The organism is Alteromonas sp. KUL49, assembly GCF_006538345.1.
GTDB lineage: Bacteria > Pseudomonadota > Gammaproteobacteria > Enterobacterales > Alteromonadaceae > Alteromonas.
Genome location: NZ_BJKL01000004.1, coordinates 186,213 through 208,572, shown reverse-complemented (window position 1 = coordinate 208,572; position 22,360 = coordinate 186,213). Strand labels below are relative to the sequence as shown.

General features: G+C 44.7%; 21 protein-coding genes and 1 pseudogene. 7 read left to right on the top strand and 15 right to left on the bottom strand.

Translation table 11 applies throughout. The features are described from left to right. Nucleotides 1-52: 52 nt before the first annotated feature. From EYS00_RS08795 to EYS00_RS08785, 3 genes are read right to left on the bottom strand one after another with little or no spacing between them, the layout of a single operon-like run. Nucleotides 53-343 (bottom strand): hypothetical protein, encoded by a 291-nt coding sequence (locus EYS00_RS08795; RefSeq protein ID WP_130636180.1) that lies wholly within the window; start codon nucleotides 341-343, stop codon nucleotides 53-55. Continuing rightward, entirely contained in the window at nucleotides 321-1,448 is a 1,128-nt protein-coding gene (locus tag EYS00_RS08790) for a RimK family alpha-L-glutamate ligase (protein WP_130636179.1), read from the bottom strand. Before EYS00_RS08790 ends, EYS00_RS08795 begins: the two co-directional genes overlap by 23 nt. A gap of 2 nt (nucleotides 1,449-1,450) precedes the next feature. Beyond that, on the bottom strand, nucleotides 1,451-2,395 hold the full coding sequence (locus EYS00_RS08785; RefSeq protein ID WP_130636178.1) for a RimK family alpha-L-glutamate ligase: 945 nt from the start codon (nucleotides 2,393-2,395) through the stop codon (nucleotides 1,451-1,453). A 162-nt stretch (nucleotides 2,396-2,557) separates the two neighbouring features. On the opposite strand from EYS00_RS08785, the gene EYS00_RS08780 reads away from it, so the two are divergent. Beyond that, the gene (locus EYS00_RS08780) at nucleotides 2,558-3,664 is read left to right on the top strand and encodes a M20 family metallopeptidase (protein ID WP_181412793.1); all 1,107 of its coding nucleotides are present in this window, start codon (nucleotides 2,558-2,560) and stop codon (nucleotides 3,662-3,664) included. Between the two features lie 98 nt (nucleotides 3,665-3,762). Here EYS00_RS08780 and EYS00_RS08775 read toward each other — a convergent pair whose 3' ends face one another. After that, a complete protein-coding gene (locus EYS00_RS08775; RefSeq protein WP_130636177.1) occupies nucleotides 3,763-4,155 on the bottom strand; it encodes a DUF3718 domain-containing protein in 393 nt (130 codons plus the stop codon). Nucleotides 4,156-4,439: 284 nt separating this feature from the next. Here EYS00_RS08775 and EYS00_RS08770 point away from each other — a divergent pair, with 284 nt between their 5' ends. Beyond that, nucleotides 4,440-4,814 (top strand): GntR family transcriptional regulator, encoded by a 375-nt coding sequence (locus EYS00_RS08770; protein WP_242618713.1) that lies wholly within the window; start codon nucleotides 4,440-4,442, stop codon nucleotides 4,812-4,814. Nucleotides 4,815-4,842: 28 nt separating this feature from the next. Next, nucleotides 4,843-5,688 carry a hypothetical protein gene (locus EYS00_RS08765; protein WP_130636176.1) on the top strand — a complete coding sequence of 282 codons (846 nt, stop codon included), beginning with the start codon at nucleotides 4,843-4,845 and terminating at the stop codon, nucleotides 5,686-5,688. Between the two features lie 70 nt (nucleotides 5,689-5,758). On the opposite strand, the gene EYS00_RS08760 is transcribed toward EYS00_RS08765, so the two are convergent. Further along, on the bottom strand, nucleotides 5,759-6,151 hold the full coding sequence (locus tag EYS00_RS08760) for a DUF3718 domain-containing protein (protein ID WP_130636175.1): 393 nt from the start codon (nucleotides 6,149-6,151) through the stop codon (nucleotides 5,759-5,761). 236 nt (nucleotides 6,152-6,387) lie between these two features. Between EYS00_RS08760 and EYS00_RS08755 the strand changes: the two genes are divergently transcribed. After that, nucleotides 6,388-7,467 (top strand): poly(3-hydroxybutyrate) depolymerase, encoded by a 1,080-nt coding sequence (locus tag EYS00_RS08755; protein ID WP_130636174.1) that lies wholly within the window; start codon nucleotides 6,388-6,390, stop codon nucleotides 7,465-7,467. 72 nt (nucleotides 7,468-7,539) lie between these two features. Here EYS00_RS08755 and EYS00_RS08750 read toward each other — a convergent pair whose 3' ends face one another. The 10 genes and pseudogenes from EYS00_RS08750 to EYS00_RS08710 all read right to left on the bottom strand — a co-directional run bounded on the left by EYS00_RS08750 (nucleotide 7,540) and on the right by EYS00_RS08710 (nucleotide 19,851). Further along, nucleotides 7,540-8,220 (bottom strand): hypothetical protein, encoded by a 681-nt coding sequence (locus tag EYS00_RS08750; RefSeq protein ID WP_130636173.1) that lies wholly within the window; start codon nucleotides 8,218-8,220, stop codon nucleotides 7,540-7,542. A gap of 635 nt (nucleotides 8,221-8,855) precedes the next feature. Next, nucleotides 8,856-9,026 (bottom strand): hypothetical protein, encoded by a 171-nt coding sequence (locus tag EYS00_RS21265; RefSeq protein WP_373995559.1) that lies wholly within the window; start codon nucleotides 9,024-9,026, stop codon nucleotides 8,856-8,858. Between the two features lies 1 nt (nucleotide 9,027). Beyond that, nucleotides 9,028-10,080 (bottom strand): urate hydroxylase PuuD, encoded by a 1,053-nt coding sequence (locus tag EYS00_RS08745; RefSeq protein ID WP_373995558.1) that lies wholly within the window; start codon nucleotides 10,078-10,080, stop codon nucleotides 9,028-9,030. Then, nucleotides 10,067-11,375 (bottom strand): annotated as a pseudogene (gene guaD, locus EYS00_RS08740) (guanine deaminase). Before guaD ends, EYS00_RS08745 begins: the two are co-directional and overlap by 14 nt. 3 nt (nucleotides 11,376-11,378) lie before the next feature. Then, entirely contained in the window at nucleotides 11,379-11,702 is a 324-nt protein-coding gene (gene uraH, locus EYS00_RS08735; RefSeq protein ID WP_130636172.1) for a hydroxyisourate hydrolase, read from the bottom strand. A 3-nt stretch (nucleotides 11,703-11,705) separates the two neighbouring features. Beyond that, a complete protein-coding gene (gene uraD / locus EYS00_RS08730; protein WP_130636171.1) occupies nucleotides 11,706-12,221 on the bottom strand; it encodes a 2-oxo-4-hydroxy-4-carboxy-5-ureidoimidazoline decarboxylase in 516 nt (171 codons plus the stop codon). Next, nucleotides 12,218-13,036, bottom strand: a complete 819-nt coding sequence (xdhC, locus tag EYS00_RS08725; RefSeq protein WP_130636170.1) for a xanthine dehydrogenase accessory protein XdhC — start codon at nucleotides 13,034-13,036, stop codon at nucleotides 12,218-12,220. The genes uraD and xdhC overlap by 4 nt, the downstream gene beginning before the upstream one ends. A 2-nt stretch (nucleotides 13,037-13,038) precedes the next feature. Then, entirely contained in the window at nucleotides 13,039-15,375 is a 2,337-nt protein-coding gene (xdhB, locus tag EYS00_RS08720; RefSeq protein WP_130636169.1) for a xanthine dehydrogenase molybdopterin binding subunit, read from the bottom strand. Next, the gene (xdhA, locus tag EYS00_RS08715) at nucleotides 15,368-16,804 is read right to left on the bottom strand and encodes a xanthine dehydrogenase small subunit (protein ID WP_130636168.1); all 1,437 of its coding nucleotides are present in this window, start codon (nucleotides 16,802-16,804) and stop codon (nucleotides 15,368-15,370) included. The genes xdhB and xdhA overlap by 8 nt, the downstream gene beginning before the upstream one ends. 479 nt (nucleotides 16,805-17,283) lie before the next feature. After that, nucleotides 17,284-19,851, bottom strand: coding sequence for a TonB-dependent siderophore receptor (locus tag EYS00_RS08710; protein WP_130636167.1), 2,568 nt, complete (start codon nucleotides 19,849-19,851; stop codon nucleotides 17,284-17,286). Nucleotides 19,852-20,496: 645 nt separating this feature from the next. Between EYS00_RS08710 and EYS00_RS08705 the strand changes: the two genes are divergently transcribed. From EYS00_RS08705 to EYS00_RS08695, 3 genes are read left to right on the top strand one after another with little or no spacing between them, the layout of a single operon-like run. Next, nucleotides 20,497-21,159, top strand: coding sequence for a TetR family transcriptional regulator C-terminal domain-containing protein (locus tag EYS00_RS08705; RefSeq protein ID WP_130636166.1), 663 nt, complete (start codon nucleotides 20,497-20,499; stop codon nucleotides 21,157-21,159). Next, nucleotides 21,146-22,063, top strand: coding sequence for an allantoinase PuuE (puuE, locus tag EYS00_RS08700; RefSeq protein ID WP_130636165.1), 918 nt, complete (start codon nucleotides 21,146-21,148; stop codon nucleotides 22,061-22,063). The genes EYS00_RS08705 and puuE overlap by 14 nt, the downstream gene beginning before the upstream one ends. Before the next feature lie 39 nt (nucleotides 22,064-22,102). Continuing rightward, a complete protein-coding gene (locus EYS00_RS08695; RefSeq protein ID WP_130636164.1) occupies nucleotides 22,103-22,360 on the top strand; it encodes a DUF3862 domain-containing protein in 258 nt (85 codons plus the stop codon).

Sequence of the window (22,360 nt, the reverse complement as noted above, 5' to 3'; positions counted from 1 at the left end):
TTTTATGGCACGCCTCGCAATAACTTGCTGGCGTGCCCTTTGGTAATGTCGTTTAGCGAACAAAGTCTTGCCAATGGGCCATGATCACGTCGAGTTTCTTCTGCTTTAGGTTTTTTACATCAAGCAGTTTCTCTGGCGTGTTAGTCAGTGCGTCGACGGTGCCTGACACACCAAGGGTGTCGATAATCGACGACGTCATTTTCGGGCCAACACCTTTTACACCGTCAAAAAACGACAGAATGTCTTGCTCGGTAAATTTCATTGAACTAGCCTGCTCAAGATTCAGCTCAACGGCCTCTACGTCTTCTAAACCCACATCTTCATGTTCTAAATGAAGGTCCACAAGTACCGATTTTTTTAACCTTTGGAACATAGTTATCTTGATAATTCCAGATATGACTTGGCCATTCCTCTAGCCCTTCTCTAAGCTCAATAGGCAATAATGGGAATAACTGTGAATCTACTTGAGCCAAATTATCTGCACAGTCATAGCTAGGTGTTGATTCGCCAAAGGTAATGTGGCGCATAGTTCTTAGCATTGATGATGAGATCTTTCCCAGCTCTTCCCAGTTGTACAAAGGCACAATAGGGCGCTTCATGGCACCATTGGACAAATCCCACATAAGGTATTGTCCAATCCAGTCACGTACGTAAGGGAAGGCAGCAAAGGCGGTGGCACATTCTAAAATGCGGTAGTTGCCATCAACACCTAAGGCAATATCACAAGCCCAGTATTCTGCATTGGCGGCTTTCGACGCTCTTACTGCAATATCCAGCGCTTGGCGAGGTACCTTTTGGTAGTCCATCTCGCCACCTTGACTAGTGTTGGTAAGCCACTCGCCCTCTGGAGGACGCCGCCAAAAGGCACAAATGGGCTTGTGACCCACGAGCATTACCCGAATGTCTGCAAGCATGGGTACAAATTCTTGCACGTATACGGGATAGTATTTCTTCTCGGCGAGCAAAGCCCGCGCTTCTGCTTCGCTGTCTACCTTATGAACGAAGTAACCACCATAGTTTGAAGGCCCGTACGACTTCTTGATGATTTTTGGATAGTTAGTTTTAGCTAGAAAGGCAAAAGCGTCGTCTTTCTCGTAAAAAATATTAGTGGTGGGAATGGGCAAATCGTGCTTTTGGCAAAAATGAGTCACATTCTCTTTCGACTTATTGGCAAACTGAGTATCTAAAGAGGGGACAAATCGCACCTTTGGTAGCGCTTTAGCGATTTCCCTGAAGGTCTCGTACGCCGTTGCTGGAATATTACCGATAAGTACATCAATGTTTTTTTGTTTTACTTCATTAATGAAGCGTTGTTTGTCATTACCCCAGTGATAGGTGACCTGTTCTATTTTATTTGGCCAACCTTTGAAGTTAGATTTATCGAAAAAGCGAAGAACGTGATCTAAGTACAGAAAGCCGATTTTTGGTAAAGCAGAAGTTGAAGGCATTATTAATTGCTCGCAAGTTTCAAGGTGTGTTGTGTAGTGCTGGTTTGCTTGGCTCGTTTCTCAATTAAGTCAACGATGCAGTCTATTTTTCTGTCGTTAAAGTTGATGCCAATAGCTTCCTGCTCTGGTGTGGCAAACGCAGGAATACCATTTACTTCAAGTACCACATACTCTTGATTAACCTCGTCAAAGATAAGGTCGACACCGGCTATTTCTAACCCTGTAACCGCGGCGGCTCTTTTGGCCAATGCGACAATTTCATCGCTTGGCTCTCTCGGTATTACCGTACCCCCGCTGGTGACATTAGTTTTCCAATCATCAGACGGCGCTTTGCGTCCGTAACACCCCACAAACTCACCGTCGACAATATCAACTCGATAATCTGTCATGTCGTAATTCACAAAACGTTCGACAAAGTAGTGGCGAATATTGGTTTGGTCGAGAAACGGCATCAGCATATCCAGCGATCGTTCATTCTCAATTTTTACAATGCCCATACCACCCCAACCATCGGTGGGTTTGTACACCAAGCGACCGTCCCATTCTCGAATGGTGTTTTTTAAGGTGTGTTTGTCGCTGCGATTACACAGTCGGTAGTCGGCAGTTTTAATACCTGCACGAGTCAGCTTGTGAGATGTTCTGAACTTGTCTTCACATAGCGCAAACGAATCAAAATTGTTTAAACAAGGAATGGCGTCGTTTAACGCTTGATAGATATACATTTGATAAGGCGATTGTTGCCCAGCATTGTAAGAGAAGAATGCGTCTAACTCTTCCATCGCCACGTTGTGGCAAATAATAGAGCCGTCTTGTGCTTTTGCATGGGCAAGGTTGAGATCGGTAATTACCGCGATATCTCGCTCTCTCAGCTTATTCACAATTTTGGCTTGTATGACCTCTCCACCACCGTTTTTATACATCCACATGCCAACTGTGTATTTAATCATTGCTCATTGCGCTCCTCTAAATTTTGGGTGAACAGGTAATTTCGGAGCCGATTAGATGCTTAATTTGTGACCGTTTTATGAACTTTGATGCACTGACATATAACATTCATACAACAGGGCTTTACTGCGTGAAATTTTTACACCAACGCGAAAGGTAACGCCGTGCCAAACTATGATTTTTCTGAGCTTGCAAGCATCATCAATATAAATTCCTACACCAAAAATAAAGCGGGTGTAGACGACGTGGCAGGAGTATTTTCATCGTTAATGACACCATTAGGTTTTGAAGTGGTCACCCACGAGCGGGAACACATAGGCAATCACACACATTATGTTTCCCCGAAAAGGGCAGGGCGAAAAATACTCGCTCTGGGTCATTTTGATACGGTGTTTCCACCCAATACCTTTACCGATTTTAGCGAAGACGACGCTTGGATCTACGGGCCGGGGGTTTGCGATATGAAAGGCGGAAACCACGTATTGCTAGAGGCGTTACGCAAAGTTAAAGCGGAAAGCGGGGAAATTAGCAATATTGATGTTTTGATGGTGAGTGACGAAGAAAGTGGAAGTGACGACAGTAAATCGCTGACTCGCGACATTGTGAAAGACTATGACTTGTGTTTGGTTTTTGAGGCGGCGGGTATCAATCAAGATGTGGTCATTGCCCGAAAAGGTATCGCAACTTTTCACATTGATATTGAGGGCAAAGCCGCCCACGCGGGTAACCACTATGAAGACGGTGTTAATGCAAACTTAGCAGCTGCTCATATGCTTATTGCATTAACTAACCTAACTGATATTGAAAAAGGTACCACGGTCAACGCTGGTAAAATGCAAGGTGGTATTGGAGCCAACACTATTTCACCATCTGCAAAGCTTATTGTCGAAGCTAGATTTACCCAGTCGAGTGAGCGTGACAGAGTACTCAAGGCATTTGAAAACATAACAGAGACACCGCACATCGAGGGAGTAAAGGTTAATCTTTCCGGCGGTTTGCAGCGAGATGTTATGCAGCCTTCTGATCATCAAAAAGCATACATCAGTGAATTAGAAGCGCTGTTGGGCAAATCATTGGTGCTCGAAAAACGCGGCGGTGTGAGTGATGCAAACGTGGCGTCGTCGACGGGCGTAGCCACCCTAGACGGTTTTGGCCCTTACGGCGATGGCGATCATACTGTTCATGAACGAGCGTGTAAGAAGAGTTACATTGAACGCATTGAAGACGTGGCGACAATTTTAAAAGGGGTAGCGGGCACTAACGCTAAGTAATTGCAGCTCTGTAAGGCACGTTAAAAAGCAAAAGGCGGCCTTGGCCGCCTTTTATTGTAGATGGTTTGCATCTACACCATGTTGAACTGGTTTATGAATTAAATTCGGTTGTTGATTACCGCTGCAATAGGGCTGTCGGTTAGGCCATTTTCAGTCACCCAAGCCAGAAGCGTTTTACCGTCTTTCTCTGGCGCACTTAGCTCACTTTTAGGCATTTTCTTAACTAACAGCGAACCAGACTCTACCGCACCACTTAGCATTGCTGTGCGAATGAGGCTGTTGCCGTTACACGTAATGCCAGAATAGTAATCTTTCAGTTTTAGACGGTAGTCAGATTCTACTACACGCATTTTTTTACGAAGCTCACCTTTGTCATCTGCTTGAACGATAGTACAGATATTGGCTAACGCTTCATTTACGTTTGCCTGTGCCATACCAGAAATGCCAAAAGTCGCTGCGATAAATAAAGAAGCTTTAACAATTTTCAACATGGTTAATTCCTCAATTTTTTGTTTAGAAGTTGTGTTGTTTGTTCGATATCTATTAAACAAAAATTAACATGATTGAAAAATCTACAGCGCGATACCAGGGTATGTAAATGAATACCAATGTCTCTGTGTTGAATATATAAAAAACAATTATTTCATAAGCTTATGTGAATTATTTCGGTTCTTTTACAGTGCTTGAATAATCTCTATTGATCTTTTTATGTACCACATGTACCATTTGATGTTGTGGCACATGTGGTTTTAAGGTTTCAGCGAAAGGAGGGAATATGCTGCAGATTATGGTTGATATAGACAGCGATGTGCCGTTGTTCACACAGCTGACTGACCAAATAAAAAGCGCCATTGCGTCAGATACCTTGTTGCCGGGGGCAAAGCTTCCATCGATAAGGCAACTGGCGAACGATTTAGATCTAAACAACAAAACGGTAGCGAAAGCTTATCGATTATTGGAACGAGACGCTGTGATTCAATCAAAAGGATATCGAGGAACCTTTGTTCACCCCGATGCAAAACAAAATTGTGGGCAGGATATTAATGATTGGATTTCAGCCGAAGTTCAAAAACTAGTTGGTGTGTTACGAGAGGGTGGCGCAACCGATTCAGAGATTCGAATAGCATTCACGAATGCGATGAATAAATAGGGAATAAATGATGATTTGGAGTCAGACAATGTATTTACTTTTATTGATACAGTGCGCGTTATTGTCTTGGTACTTACCATCACTGCTACACAAACGTATGCGTAGAGTGATTACCGAGTATCCACCGAGCGACTTTCCGCTACTTTACCCAAAGGAAGAACACGAATATCACACCTTTCATGCAAAATTCTTACTGATGAATCGCATTATGTTTGTCGTAGGAATTGCGGTGGTAATAGGTTTGATGGTGTGGGGCATTAACGTAATGCAAGAGCACTGGATGATGCTTCCTTGGGGCATGTTTATGGTACAGATGATACCAATAATGGTGGTAGAGGCGTCAGAGTTTAACCACTTAAAAGCATTAAGAGAGAAAAACAAAAGCCCAATCAGAGTGGCTGGTATGCAATCGCGCGGGATAAAGGACCTCGTTGCTCCAGGGTTGTTTATTGGTTGGATAGCAAGTTTTGTTGGCGCAATCGTGGTTGTTGCATGGACCGATAATTTTGAATTTGCATTTTTAGGCGATGCATTTAGCACGGTACTCATAGTCGTCGTTATGAATATTTTAGGGTATTTGTATCTACGTTGGCTTCTATCAGGTAAGCGTTTAGACCCCTATCAAGATCCTGAAGATAAACTGCGCTATAGCAAAGCAGTAACAAAAAGCCTGATGTTTTTGAGTATTGCGGTGAGTGTGTTTATGGCGGTTACTAGAGTACTTGATGTTAACGAGGCGCAATATCTGCAACCGGTACTTATGACCTTTTACTGTCAGATTATTGCCTATGGCAGCATTACCACTACGTTAAAAGGGGTAAAGCTGGAAGACATAAACTTTGATGTTTATCGACAGTCTTCTCAAGGGTATTAAAAAAGGCGGCCAAGGCCGCCTTTTCGTTGTAGATGATTTTCATCTACACCATGTTGAACTGGTTTATTAATTAAATTCGGTTGTTGACGACTTCAGCAATAGGGCTGCCAGATAAGCCGTTTTCTTCTATCCAGGCTAGTAGGGTTTTGCCGTCTGCCTCTGGTGCACTTAGCTCACTCTTGGGCATTTTCTTAACTAACAGAGAACCAGACTCTACCGCACCACTTAGCATTGCTGTGCGAATGAGGCTGTTGCCGTTACACGTAATGCCAGAATAGTAATCTTTCAGTTTTAGGCGGTAGTCAGATTCTACCACACGCATTTTTTTACGAAGCTCACCTTTGTCATCTGCTTGAACGATAGTACAGATATTGGCTAACGCTTCATTTACGTTTGCCTGTGCCATACCAGAAATGCCAAAAGTCGCTGCGATAAATAAAGAAGCTTTAACAATTTTCAACATGGTTAATTCCTCAATTTTTGTTTAGAAGTTGTGTTGTTTGTTCGATATCTATTAAACAAAAATTAACATGATTAAAAAATCTACAGTGCGATACGAAGGTATTTAAAAAATACCTTTAAGTTATCCACAGCAAACATTAGCTCATGAGCAAAACTGAACTATAGTCACAATTGCACCTTATGCTGTGGTGCAGCATATTTTCATCTTATTTCTTAATCATTAGGCCAGGAGGCATTATGAATAGGGCTTTACGGATTGTTATTTGCTGTGTTTCACTTTTTTACCTAAACGGTGCATTAGGTACAGAGGTAGATATGGAATCACGTTCACATCTACCCACACTTAATGCATTAACCAATCAAACATCAATCTCAGGGTTATCGTCGGGTGCATTCATGACCGCCCAGTTTCACATCGCATACTCAGAAAACTTAGTGGGCGCGGGTATAGTTGCTGGTGGACCGTGGTCTTGCGCATTTACTAACCCTTTGCTAGCTCCGTTAGTTAATGCCACCACCAGTTGCATGAATCCATGTCAGGGTAATGCACCATGTGCGGGCTTTCCCGATGGCAATTATTTAGCGCAGTTGGCAAGAGAGCACGAGGCTGATGGTGATATAGATGCTCTCAGCAATATTCTAGACGACAAATTGTATATTTTTTCTGGCCAGGCTGATGAAACTGTAAAGAAAGGCGTAGTTGACTCCCTTGTCAGTTTTTACACCGCCCTTGGCATGAATACTCAGCAAATGTATTACAACGCCAGTGTAGATGCAGGGCATGCGTTTATTACGGCTAACCCATCTGACACCGAGTGTGATCTTACTCAATCGCCTTACTTGAACGACTGTGATATTTATCAAGCCCAGCGCATTTTAGCGCAAATATATGGTGAGCTTGAGCCGCCTTCCTCGGAGTTATCAGGGGAATTACTCGTATTCGATCAAACCGAGTTTTTTGACTCATCGTTGGCAAGTATGGATGAAGTTGCGTTTGCGTACGTTCCATCTTCCTGTAGTACTGAGCAATGCAAGGTTCATGTTGCTGTTCACGGATGCGCTCAAGGAGTAGAGGAAATAGGTACTGAGTTTGTCACAGACGCAGGATATAACGAGGTGGCCGATTCAAATGGCATTATTGTGTTGTACCCACAAGCGATAAAGTCACCTTTAGTACCATACAACCCACAAGGTTGTTGGGATTTTTGGGGATACACAGACAACAGCCTGCCACCGTTTAATTTCTATAAAAAAACGTCAATCCAAATGACCGCCATTAAAAGCATGATTGACCGTATTACTTCAAGTAGTGAATAAAGGTTAGTAGGCGGATATTCGCTCGCCCTGCAAGGCAACTCTGATTGTCTTGCAGGGTAGAGCATAGACAAACTAAAGCTTGCGCTTTAACTTTTTGATTTCGTCTTCGAGCCTTTCATCGTCTTGGGTATCAATGCTGGCTATCAAAGAACCAGCTTGCTCTGATTGGTTGTTATAGGCATGCAACTGCGCTAAACGCAGTGTGGCCCACGATATTGATGGCATATCTTGGCCGGCGGGCTTTGCTTCAATGTATTGTTCAAGAGATTGCTGTGCTGCTAGTGAGTATTGTTCTGCTAAAACAGAGGTTCGGCCAATTTGATACAAAGCTTTTAGCTTAAAGCTTTGGCTATCCTCATCGGTTTGTTCGTTGGCAACCGCTTGGCTAAGCAAAACTGCCGCTTCGTCGAATTTTTCTTCTTGTTGCAACATCATGCCTTGCATGTAAGGGTACTCAGGAAGCTCGCCGAGCTGCGCTTGTGCCTCATCAATCCAAGTTTGTACTTCAGGGAGCGACTTGTTAAAGCCAAGTGATACTAACGATTGATAACCCTTGCGTGCATCAATTGCTATCATGCTCTTGGCAACGTCAATGGCTTTCTCGGTGCTGCCCCCCGCCATACTTGGCGCACCTTGATAGAAAGAAAATACACCTCGAAGATAGGTGAGTTCTTGTGGTTGAAGTTGCGCAGCTTGCTCGAAGGACTTGAGGGATTTTTTAGCATGCGACAGTGCTGAAAAAACACTATTCATGGCTTGATTTGCATGAATTCGACCTCGCAAGTACCACAATTGCGCTGACTGAGGAAAGTCTTCAACACCGTCGTCGGCCAGTTCTTCAACACGATCCGCATCTTGGGTGAGTAACCACTCAATCAGTGGTTGATTAACGGTTTCGGTGTTCAGTACCGTTGCTAGTGCCTCATTGCCTTTACTCTCTGAGAGGGTTTCCCATTGTTGCTGAAGCGCTATAAGGTTTTCGTCTTCCGTTTCTGCTGCATGTAAATGAGAGAAAATACCAAGAGAAACAACAAGAACAGCTGCTTTACGCCAAAATTTTTGTACATCAATATCGCCTTTTTTTGGTGATGATACGGCGGGAGCTTAAAACTCATTTGCTGGATGAGACGTGCTAAAGGGCAATTGGTTCAATTGAATACCTATGAACACAAGTATCTTGCAATGGTTTAGCCTTTGGCACAGAACAAGATAAGAGTGCATGGCCCGCTGCAATACAACCATTGTTGCAAACTGCGCAGAGGCCATCATCTCTGTGTGCAGACCTTAATACAGCATTAATATGGATTTTAGTTTGCTGTTGTTGGGGCCAAAGTGTGTTTCACTCTGTAATTACATTAGCGATGGAAATCTGAACCTAGGATGAATGGTTACTCCTGCCTTGCCTCATACCATCGCAGAAGCTCGGCACGTTCTTCTTCAGTCATGCCTGTTTTGTTCATAAATGGCATGTCTTTGGTCATACTAGTACGGCGAACAATTTGCGGGGCAAAACGCTCAATGTCTGCCCATGTATCTAGCACAACACCCAGTGGCGCCACTTTAAAAACTGTCGTCGGTAGGTTCAACTGAATGGCAGCTTACACAGTGTTTGTTGACTAAGGCGATAACACGTTCTTGTGTTACGGGTGGGTAGGTTACTGCTTCAACCGTGCCATCTTCAGAGTGCGCTGGTGCTTGAGACGTTAGCGGCTGTGACGGCCATGAAACCCACAGTGCAATGGCAAGCATGGCTACCGCACCAGACACTAAAATACTCGGCTTTTTCACACCTACATGTTTAAGGTTGAAGTAGTGTCTTATCCAGGCTGCGGCAGCCATTAACGCAATAAGCACTAACCAGTTAAGTTCATGCTGGTAGGTCATTGGGTAATGGTTTGAAATCATGATGAACAGCAGTGGCAGGGTGAAGTAGTTGTTATGCACTGAACGCAGCTTTGCACCTGCACCCCATTGCGGATCAATGTCTTGCTTGTTAGCTACCGCGGCAACCATTTTGCGCTGATTTGGCATAATGTTGAAAAATACATTGCCCGCCATAATGGTACCGATAAGCGCGCCCACATGAATAAAGGCACCACGACCGCTAAACCATTGGGTCGATAAGTAGGTTACCGTGCAAACTAGTGCAACCAAGCATAGTCCAAATACGACCGGATATTTGGCTAAGGGGCTTCTGCACGCCAGCTCATACAAAGCTAAACCGCCAAATATAAGGCCTAGACCCATTGAAATAGCTTGGGTGGGGGGTAAGGCATTGACGCTTGGGTCAATTAAGAAGGCAGACGCGCCAAAGTAGTACACTAAAACGAGTAGGGCAAAGCCCGACATCCAGGTGGTATAGGCTTCCCACTTGAACCAATGCAGGGTTTCGGGCATTTTTTCAGGGCCATACGAATACTTAGCCACTTCGTAAAAACCGCCACCGTGGATGGCCCACAAGTCGCCTTTTATCCCCTTGTCTTGCTTCCATTTAGGGGGCGTGCGTAGGTTGTTGTCTAGCCAAATAAAGTAAAATGAGGCACCTATCCATGCCACACCTGCAATAACGTGAAACCAGCGAACAAATAAGCTAATCCAATCAAGCCATGGCATGGTTATTTTCCTTATTTTCGTAGCAGCAACGGCCGCTTATCCAAGTTTGCTTTACGGCGCGCTGCGCCCCTAAAATGCTGAGCGCAAAAAACATATCGCTAAAGCTAGCGTGTTCTTCAATGCGTAGTGAAGTGAGTTCACAGTAACGAGGGCTCACTACAATAAAGTCTGCGTCGGTACCTGAGTTTAGGTTACCAATGTGATCGTCCCATTGATGGGCAATAGCGGCACATTGGGTCATCATGTAAAAGCCTTCGAGTGGGCAAATAGGCTGCTTATTGAGTTGGCTTATTTTGTAAGCTTCGCCGTAGGTGCTAAACATGCTGAAGCTCGTACCAGCGCCAACGTCGGTGGCAAGGGCTACGGGCACCTCGTATTGTTTTGCTACGGCGTTATCAAACAGGCCGCTACCCAAAAATAGGTTAGACGAAGGGCAAAAAGCCACGGTTGCGCCCGTGTCGGCCATGCGTTGCCACTCGTCATTGGTAAGGTGTACACAGTGGCCGAAAACCGCTCGCTCACGCACCATGTGGTACTGGTCGTATACGTCTAAATAACCAGTGGCATTGGGGTAGAGTGATTTAACCCAATTGATTTCGTCCACGTTTTCCGACAAATGGGTTTGTATGTATACATCTTTATATTGCTGGGCAAGCTCGCCAAGGCTCGCCATTTGCGCTTCACTGCTGGTGGGCGCGAATCTTGGAGTAATAGCGTAGCGATTTCGCCCCCGATTATGCCAGCGGTCGATCAATGCGGCCGAGTCTTTTTGTGCACTTGTGGGGCAGTCTTGTAACTCTTCTGGGCAGTTTCTGTCCATACATACTTTACCCGCAATCAGCGCCATATCGAGTTGACTTGCGGCAGTAAACAGGGCATCGCAGGCCTCTTTGTGTACGGTGGAAAAATCAAAACCAGTGGTGGTGCCGTTTTTTAAACTAGCTGCTGTAAAAATCACTCGCTACTTTTTGCGCATGGGACAAGTCACTAAACTGCATTTCAGTAGGAAAGGTATAGTTTTCAAGCCAACTGAGGAGTTGGTCGCCATAGCTAGCAATACTCTGGGTTTGTGGATAATGCAGGTGACTGTCTATTAGCCCAGGAAGTATCCAGCATCCTGAGTGATCATTCAGTTCGGCGTCTGGATAGGTGCTGCGCATTTTCGCATAGTCGCCCACCGCTAGAATTTTTCCGCCGTCGACAACTAAACCGCCATCTAGTATCACTTGAATATCATCGCCAAAATTTACTGTGGCGTGAGGAAAATGAGCAATATTTGCTCGAAACAATAGCATTAATTAGCTGCCTCTGTAGCTACTGAAACCAAATGGCGAGATAAGCAAAGGAACATGGTAATGCCCACCGTTTTCCTCTAACTCAAATGCAATATCAATATGGGGGTAAAAGCTTTTGCCATGGGTGTTAGTAAGGTATTCACGGCAATGAAAACGCAGGTGGTAGGTGCCTGCCTCAAAGCTTGATTGCGGCCATTGCTTAAAGCGGCCATCGGCGTCGGTAATGCCCGTATGTATTTGCCCATCTGGGCACGTCAGGGTCAGTGCCATACCTTCAACAGGTTTGCCAGAGGTCGTATCTAATACGTGGCTTGATAAGGTGTTCATTGACTAGTGTTCCCCATCGTTCAGCGCTTTGTCTAAGCGCAGTAGTGTAATCTTAATTTGTTCTTGAGCGGCAGTGGCAATTTCTTGAGCAGTATCATTGGGCAAACGCGCCTCTAATGCTTGTAGCATGGCGTCTGCCGACAACCCGGTGGCACATATAATGAAAATAAACCCATGCTTTTCTAGGTAGGCTTGGTTATTTTCTTTGAGAGACAATAGGGTTGCTTCTGACGCTACCGCAGTACCTGACTGTTCTCCCGCCGCAATTGTTTTGGTGTTCGCGAATTTTTTACGCAGTGAATCAACATCACCAATCATTGGGTGAGCGGTAAACGCTTCGAGAAAGTCGTCACTATCGCACTTTGACCATACGTGCCGCGCGGTTTCTTTTACGTTGGCTAGGCTTTCATAGGGGCGATTTTCCACCATTTGATGAATCCAAGTTTTAGCCGCGCAAGTTTGCTGAAACCAATCCGCAGCTTCAGCCTCATCTAGTTGGTTTAATGCTTCAACATTCATAGTACAGCTTCCTTTGAAACGATGGTTACTTCGAGTTGTTCTTTTTCTATATGTAGCTTTTGGATGACTTGTGCAGAGATAGACACAGCAACTTCAATGGGAAGTTTACCCGGCACCGATAGTTCTCCAACAGGAGAGATAAATCGAGATAATGCGGCGGCATCATATCCGCGATGAGTGAGTTTGGTTCTGAATCGCTTGGCCTTGGTGTCTGAACCAATAACGCCAACAAATGTTAACGCAGGGTATTTTAAGGCTTGTTCGGTAATACGGTAATCAAGCTGATGATCGTGGGTTAAAATGAGTACGAGTGTGCCCTCTGTAAGGTGGCGAACTTCGGTTTCTGGCTCTTCTTCAACAACGATTTCTACGTTGTTTGCCACTTCATTAGGAAACAAGTCTTCGCGGTTGTCTATCCAACGTATTTTTACCGGAAGTTGAGCCAAAATTGGCACTAACGCTTTAGCAACGTGTCCTGCGCCAAAGATAGCGAGGGTTTGCACGTTAACATTGCATACATCAAAGAGCACTTTAACCGCACCACCACAACATTGGCCTAATTTGCTGCTTAATGGATAAGATTCGATATGTGTTTGATTTTCACCTTGTGCCAAGAGTTCTCGTGCTTTTTCGATACACGCATATTCAAGATGGCCACCACCTATGGTATCAACATGGCTCGTATCACTGACCACCATTTTACTCCCTGTTTCACGCGGGGTAGAGCCTGCTGCACTGACCACGGTAACTAGCACATAGCTTTGTCCGGCGTGCTGGTGGTGCTGAATGGCATCGTACCAATATTGAGGTTTCATTGTTACGCCTCGCCTTCAGTATTTATTGCATTTACCGCGTTTAACACACGCTCTGGTGTTGCAGGTGTGTCTAATTGTGGGTCAATGGTGTAATCGGACAGGCTAGAAATGGCGTCTTTTAATGCGCACCACACTGAGTTCGCTAACATAAATGGTGGCTCGCCCACCGCCTTTGAACGATAGATACTGTCTTCGGCGTTATCAACACCGTACAAATCCACATTAAAGTGCGCTGGCGTATCGCCAATCGCGGGGATTTTATAGGTGGCCATGTTGTTGCTGATGAGTTTACCGCTGCCATCCCATATTAGATCTTCGGTGGTTAGCCAGCCCATACCTTGAATAAAAGCCCCTTCGATTTGCCCTTTATCAATCGCTGGATTCAAGCTCTTACCTACGTCGTGGAGTATATCTACTCGGTCTACATGATATTCGCCAGTCAGCGTGTCTATGGTGACCTCGCTCACCGAAGCACCATAGGCAAAATAGAAAAATGGACGGCCTTGGCCTGTATCGCGGTTGTAGTGGATTTTAGGGGTTTTATAAAAACCGGTAGAGGACAAAGAAATTCGCTCGAAATATGCCTCTTGAATCAGTGTAGTAAAGGCTTTTGTGTTTTCACCAAGTACTACCTCTCCATCGACAAATTTCACGCTATCACCACTTTCAACACCGCATTGCTGTGCAAAAAAGTCAGCTAGTCGCTGCTTAATGGTAATACATGCATTTTGTACCGCTTTACCATTGAGGTCGGTCCCGCTCGATGCCGCTGTCGGAGAGGTGTTGGGTACTTTGTCGGTGCGGGTTGACGTTACATCTATCATATCGATGGGCAAGCCAAACTCGTTAGCGGCAATCTGCCCTATTTTAGTATGCAACCCCTGACCCATTTCGGTACCGCCATGATTCACTTGAATGCTTCCGTCGGTGTAAATGTGAACCAGCGCACCGGCTTGGTTGAGGTGCTTTGCGGTAAATGAAATACCAAATTTTACTGGGGTAAGCGCCAAACCTTTTTTAAGGATTGGGTTTTGTTGGTTAAACGCAGTTATTGCTTCACGGCGTTTCCAGTAGTCGGAACTCGCTTCGAGTTTTTCGATAAGATCTGGCAAAACGTTGTGTTCAACTTCCATCCCGTAAGGCGTAGTGACTCCATTATCTTCGCCATATAAATTGAGCTTTCTTACGGTAAGGGGATCTTGTTTTGTGGCTCGGGCTACTTTATCTAGCACAGCTTCAGCCATGATCATCCCCTGCGGGCCGCCAAATCCACGGTACGCCGTATGCGACACCATATTGGTTTTAAGTCGGTGGCCAGTGAAATCCGTAGCGCCAAAGAAGTAACCGTTATCCGCGTGGAACATAGCGCGATCAACAATGGCGTCTGATAGGTCAGGGGAGTGACCACATATACCGTTAATGGTCATATGTGCCGCAGTGACTTTACCCGAGGCGTCAAAGCCGATGTTGTAATGATTATCGAAAGGATGGCGTTTACCGGTGACCTGCATATCCATACTACGAGGTAGTCTTAGTTTAACGGCGCACTGATTTCTTGTAGCAAGCAAGGCTGCAATACAAGCCCATTGTGCGGCTTGGGTTTCTTTTCCACCAAAGCCACCGCCCATTCGACGCATATCTACCATTACATGATGAAGTTTCACATCTAGCACTTCAGCAACAAGTTTTTGTACTTCACTGGGGTGTTGGCTTGATGTATAGATATTCATTCGGCCTTCTTCACCAGGCACTGCCAAAGATACTTGCCCTTCAAGATACATGTGCTCTTGGCCGCCTATTTGTAGCCGCCCGCTAGCCGTATGTTCAGCTTTAGACAGTGCTGTTTGCACTTCGCCCATACCGAATTGATGGGTAGGCCGTACAAAAAAGTTTTGCTCATGGGCCTGGTCTGCGTTGAGTACGGGCGCTTTTTCTTTAATTACCAGCTTACCCTTGAGCGCAGCGCGACGAGCAAGAGTGACAGATTCTGCAAGAACGGCAAAATACGGTTGGCTATGAAACTTGATTTCTCCGTCAGCCAACAGTGGATCGCCTTTGAATACTGGACCGATATCTCGGTGACCCGGTGAGTCATCAATGGTTATAACGTCGACCACACCTTCACTTTTCCAAACGTCAGACAAGTCGATGCTTTCAATATCACCACAGGTAGATGCACTCAGCCCTACAGCCGCGTAAAGCGTACCCTGAGGTTCAACAATGTCATCCACATAGTTGGCCAAGCCTTTCACTTGGCGCTCAGCACTTTCATGTTTGGTCGAGCGATGGACAGCACCACTATTGTTTGAATGTTGCGTGGGTTGAATTAATTTACGCATGGCTAACCACCCTCGTTTGAATGGTGTTATTTGTTTGGTTTTCTAACCAGAACCTATGCCATAGATTGGCTAACACAGTATTGCGATAGTCAGCGCTGGCGCGCACGTCATCAATGGGTGAAAAGGCGTTCTCTAGAATATTTTTACCTAGGGCAACACAAGATTTATCGGACCAAGTTTTACCTACTAGAGCGTCAGCCAGGGCATTGCACTGTACTGGTGTTGCAGCAACACCGCCAAACCCCGTTTCTACTTGCTTAATGGTGCCATCGCTTAATGTCAGTTTGAATACTGCACACACGGCTGATATATCGTCTTCCATACGCTTAGAAATTTTAAACGCTGCAAGTCTTTGCTTGGGTTTTAACTTTGGTATTTCAATATGCGCTAGCCACTCGTCTGACGCTAATTGAGTTTGTCGGTAGCCGGTGAAAAATTCTCTAATGGGTACTATTCGTTTGTCTGTACCGTTATCTAAGTGTAGTTTGGCGTCAAGGGCCAACAGTACGGGCGGTAAGTCGCCAATAGGTGAAGCGTTGGCTACATTGCCACCTATGGTTGCTTGATTGCGAATAGGTAAGGAAGCGAATCGGGTGAGCAGTTCTGCCAATGTTGGGAAGTATTTCAACAAAGTTGGCATTGCATCATTAAGTGGTAATGCTGCCCCAATCGTGATCGAATGCTCGTTTGTGGTGCAAGTTTTTAGTTCGCTCATAGCGTTTAGGCTAATGAGCGTCTCGCCCTTTTTCAGCTGTTGAGTAAATTGCAAACTTAAATCGGTGCTACCCGCAACAAGCTGAGCGTCTGGATGTTGCGCTTTAGCGTGAGCCAGCGCTTTACGATCAGTGGGCATAATAAGATTCGGTGTACCTTGTGTGCCGGTATCGAAGCTTAAAAGCTGCTTTAATGTTTCGGTCTCGTTTCGAGAAAACTGGTCATCAGGCGCTTGAGCACATACTGCAAGCGTTGCATCGATAATGGGCTTGTAGCCGGTGCATCGGCATAAGTTGCCTGATAACGCATTGAGCACGTCATCTCGGTTTGGCTGCGCGTTTTGATGGTACAAGGCAAACATAGACATAATAAAACCCGGTGTACAAAAGCCACACTGGGAGCCGTGGTGGTCAACGAGCGCCTGCTGCACTGGATGTAACGTGTTGTTTTCACTGAGGTGTTCAACGGAGATTAACTGCTTACCGTGAACCGCTGACATGAGAGTAATGCAGCTGTTAACTGTACGATAAAACAATCCATCGGATTGTGAATTGGGTTCTGCTAAAACAAGGGTGCATGCACCACAATCACCAGCGGCACAGCCTTCCTTCGTGCCACTGAGCCTGCGCTGCTCTCTGATGTAGTCAAGAAGGGTAAGATCAGCGTCTGCACTGCTCAATGATACTTCTTGTTGATTAAGTAAAAAGCGAATCATGGTTGAACCTTGTTCTTATAACTCGTGTTATATCCGTTGCTATACGGCGTATTAGTATCAAAAACTAGACCATATGGTCAATTTTTAATGGTAAAAAAAGGCCAATAGTTACTAAACTCCGGTTAGTTAAGCTTAACAGGCTGTATAGACCCGAAGAGAGAGGGAGCGATAGACTCTTTATCGCACGCCAACACCATCCATGGGGCTCGGCTTTGGCATCCATGCCTCAGACGGCTATAAAAAGCCTATCGCTCCCTTTCTTTAATGTCTTTTGCTTAACTGACTGGCATTAGATAGTTACTAGCCTAATCATGTTTTCCATTATGACGATGTATGGAACTGCGATTAATACCGTTTTGTTAGTATTACCGAGTTCATTGCACACAGTATGTAAAACAATAAGCAATATTCGTGCAAAGCCTGTGAGAAGACTAGGCTCAGTCGGTGATTAAGACTGAGCCTAGTTTAAACAACAAAGATTAGAACGCGTAGGTTAGCGTCAGTGAGAATGTTCTACCGGCTGACGGCTTGACTACTACTGAGTCAAACAAGTCGGCAGACGTGTAGTATTCCTCGTCTAATAGGTTGTTTGCTTGAAGTAGCGCAGTGAATGGGCCTGTCGCGTAGCTTACCGAGCCATTCCAAACCGTGTAGCTAGGTAGCATTACGGTTTGCATCACGTCAGTGAAGGTTTCGTCAACCCAAGTGAAACCAAGGCTTCCGGTAATATCACCACCACCAAGCTCTTGTGCCCATGTGCCGTATACACTGATGATGTTGTCAGGCAAACCGCCACGGTCTAAGCGCACATTGCTTCCTACGAAGGCTGCTCGTGGACCTGCGATTCTACCGCCGTATACATCTTCAGGATTTAAGCCATTTTGTGCGGCAAAGTCAGCACCATTAATAACGGCTAACGCGCCATCACTGACTTCTTCTGTACTTGTGTTAGTTGCCGTTGCCAGTATGGATAGTTCTTCGGTCACTAGTGCACGTAGTTCAAGCTCAAAACCGTCGCCATAAACAGCAATAAGTGAGTTAGTTTGGCTATCACGATAGGTTTTATCTTGGTCGTAATAGGCGAATGCTGCATACAAGCGGCTATCCCAAAGATTCATCTTCACACCGAGTTCAGACAAGGTTGATTCTTGAATGTACTGACTGTTTTCGATGGTTGTAGGAATGATGCCGCCAAGTTGGTTGGTACTCAATGAGTTGGACTCAGAGTAGGTGATGTAAGGAATGATGCCGTCAGCATTGTATGACAAGCTAGTGTTAAAACTGAACGCAGTATCGTCGCCAGTAATTACGCCATCACCCTGAGGTTGACCTAAATAGCTTACCCAACCGTTTTCAGACTCTACGTCGAAATAGTCGTAACGGCCACCAAGCAATAAACTGAACTTGCCGTATGTTATGTCGGTGAGGAAGAACACGCCAGCATTAGTTGATTTAGACAAATAGACTTCGTTGAAGTTACGCTCAAGGGTACCTTCTACACCAGTGACGTTGCCTTCATCATCATAAAGTAGCGTAGCGTTTTGGTATGGGTCGAAAGTCGCTGGTGAAATTCTATCGTTTGGCGTTGGCCCTACTGAAATATCACGGAAATCAAAGGTTTCATCGAACCAAGCTGCATAGTTGTCTAGGTCTTCAACGCGATAGTTCACACCAAACACATTTGTAGCTTCAAAACTATCCCCTTCGTAATCAAAGGTTAAGCTACTACGAAGTTCGTAAAGATAGGCGTCTGGATAGAACGCAGTGAAACCCCAACTTTGATACTTGGTGTGATCCATGTAGTCATAAAAGGCTTCATTTTTCCACACTGCGCCATTTTCAAATTCATGAGTGATATCAAAATATGCAGTAATTGCCGTAGTATCTGCGTAATCTTCTTCATCAATAAAGGTGGTTTTATGATCTATAGTAGTGGTACCCACATCAGTGAGTGCATAAGGGTTTGCTAATGTACGGTCAGCGAGAAAGTCGCCGAAGCCACCGGCACAACCGATTGATAAGCCATTGTAAGTTGCGTTACCAGCACCTGCTTCTGCTGCGGTACACCATGTATTGATGTTACTAAACGCATTATTTAGAAAACCCGGTGCAAACGATGCTATGAAGGACGTTTCTTGGGGCAACAAGGTATTAGCGCCGATAGAGTTATCAGAGTTTCTGATAGGCGCAGCACCGGTAATGTAGGTGCCGTTATCGATAAGGTCTTGTGTTACACGGTTCCACCCCGGTACCTGAATACTGTCTGACTCTTGGTACTGTAGGCCAAATTGCAACGTGGTATTGTCACTTAAATCAAAATCTACCGCGGCTTGGAATAAACTACTGCTTGGCTCATAACCGTGAAAGAAAGACTCTGAGTCTTCGACTTCCGCGAAGAATTGTACACCACCATACTTACCACCAATTTCTAGTGGGATACCTAGACTACCTGACACGATACGTTGATTGTATGAGCCTACCGTGACTGACAAATCGCCAGTCACTTCGTCAATGTACTTGCTACCGTCAACTTTGGCAGATTTTGGAATGTAGTTGAGTTGTCCACCTACGCTACCGCTGCCGTATAATGGAGATACTGGGCCACGTAGTACTTCTAATTTTTCTGCACCTCGAACAATGGTGTTAAAAGCCCCTGGGTTGGCAATACGTCTGAAGCCTCTAAAATAGTTATCGGCCGCTTCACCACGGATATCCATGGCACCTTTAATACCAAAAAATGAGCTGGTGAATGCTCCCGGTGTTAGACGTACCAAATCATCGACACTGCGAAGAGCGAACTTTTCAACTAAGTCTTCACTAATTTCGGTCACTGAGCGAGGAGTTTCGTATAGGCTTTTGGTTAAACCAAATGCGCTGCTGGTGTCTTCGCTTGGGATGATAGATAGATAATCAGATGCTTTTCCAACCACATCGATTTTCTCTACGTCTTGTTCAGACGTTTCTTGCGCGAAAGAAGAAAATGAACCAGCTAACAACGTGACTGCGAGTGCAGCCGAGATCTTGTTGAGTGGGTAAGTGCGTTTCATACTGTTCCTTGTTGTAAGTCTATGTTTATTAGTGTGTTGCTATTCCCCCTTGAGCATTTAATGTGCCATTTATTGACCATATGGTCAGTAGGCTTTTGACAACAGACTCACTCACAATAAAAAGTTTAATAAATTTGTAATAAAATCATTGGTTTACTTGTGTTGAAAAATACTTCGGTGAGAAGGATTAGCACAAAGATCAATAGATTCATTAGCTTAAGTTAGATAGGTTCGCATCGGCATTATTAGCGTTCTGCACCAAGCTACCGTGCAACTGCATCATTTCTGTTCATTTAGTGTGCAGAGTAAACCATTTGCGTTAGATCGGTTATTTTAAGTGTGTACGGTAATGTAGACCAAGTGGTCTGCTTCTTGCTGTGTTTTATTGTGCTGACCATGCTTTTTGCATGCTGGAAACTAAATGTATTGGCAGAAAGCAACAATGTAAGTTGGTGTCAGTCGGTTAATCGTCGTAAAGCAATACGTATCAAACGCTAGATTCAATGGTTTGATTACGTGATAATCGACAAACAGTATCATTAGGTTTGCACATCGAAGATGATAACTAGGTTACCATTACTGATTTTATCGAGGTAATTGAAGTTCGCTGCAAGTACTAATTTTAATCAAGGATATTAAGTAGGAATGGCAAGACAAAAAAGCGCTGACATGGGAGTGGGCGCGATGAATAAGAGAAAAATTCTCCAAGCCGCTGAAAAGTGTTTCGCACAATTTGGATTTAAGGGTACTGCTGTTCAGAAGATTGCTGATGAGGCAGGACTTCCGAAAACCAACGTACTGTATTATTTCAAAACTAAACAAGACCTATACGTAGCCGTTCTACAAGAGACACTCTCTTTGTGGAACTCACAGTTTGACCGAGCTACTGTCGACGATGATCCCGCCGAAGTTTTAGCAAGTTACATAACCGAGAAAATGGAAGTATCGAGAACGCATCCTTTGGCTTCTCGAATCTTTGCTATGGAGATCATTAACGGTGCGCCAAACCTCAACGGGTATTTTGACGAAGACCATGCATCTTGGATGAATGGAAGAATTTCAGTTATTGAGGGGTGGATTTCCGTGGGTAAACTCCAGCCTCTTGACCCAGAGCATCTGCTTTATAACATTTGGGCATGTACTCAGCATTACGCTGACTTTTCTACGCAGATCACTAGATTACGCGGTAAGAAGATGGTGAAGAGTGATTATGAGCATGCTACCAAGCAACTCATTACGGTTCTGCTTACTGGGTGTGGCCTTGAAGTTCCGCAAACGTTGAAGGAATTGGAAAGTGTCGAAGAGTAACGGGAACTATCCCAGAGATCTTATTGGTTATGGTGCTAATCCTCCACACGCACATTGGCCAAATAACGCAAAAATAGCGGTACAGTTTGTTTTAAATTATGAGGAAGGTGGTGAAAACTGTGTACTTCATGGTGATCAACACTCTGAAATCTTTCTTTCGGAAATTGTGGGCGCACAAGCGTTTGAAGATCGTCACCTTAGTATGGAGTCTATCTATGAATATGGTTCTAGAGCGGGCTTTTGGCGCTTGCATCGTCTGCTCACCGAATACAAGGTACCAGTAACTGTATTTGGGGTAACTATGGCCATGCAACGCCATCCTGATGCAGTACAAGCTATGCTTGACGCTAAATGGGAAATTGCCAGTCATGCTATGCGTTGGATTCACTATCAGGACATGGATGAAGCCACCGAACGCGCTCAAATTGAAGAAGCCATCAATCTTCATCAAAAGCTAACAGGTAGTAAACCTGTAGGTTGGTATACTGGGCGTACCAGTCCCAACACCTTGAAGCTCATCGCCGAGCGAGATGATATTCTTTATTGTGCTGACTCTTATGCAGATGATTTGCCTTATTACGACAATCATTACAGCAAACCGTTACTGATGGTGCCTTACACTCTTGATACTAACGATATGCGTTTCGCAACGCCTCAGGGCTTTAATAGCGGAGAGCAATTCTTTCAATATTTGAAAGATGCATTCGATATTTTGTACGAAGAAGGCGAAACAGCACCCAAAATGTTGTCGATTGGTCTACACTGTCGGTTAATTGGACGTCCCGCTCGTATCGCTGCGCTAAAACGATTTATTCAATACGTACAGTCACATGAGCGCGTCTGGTTAGCTACAAGAGAAGAAATAGCTCGGCACTGGTTGTCGATATCAGACGAGAACGAGTAGTCGCGCATATAACATCACCTGGAATGAGAGAACGCTTCTATGAAATCAAAATTACTATTATTAGCTGTGTTGGGTCTTGCTGTTACCGGTTGTTCAAAGTTAACGAAAGAAAATTACGACTCCCTTGAAATGGGTATGACTAAGAGTGAAGTAGAGGCCGTCATTGGCAAAGCAGACAATTGCTCTGAGGCTATCGGAACCCTAAGTTGCTTGTGGGGAAGTGAAGAGAGTAAAAATATCAAGATTACGTTTATGGCGGATAAAGCCGTAACTTTTAGCTACGACGGTTTAGAATAA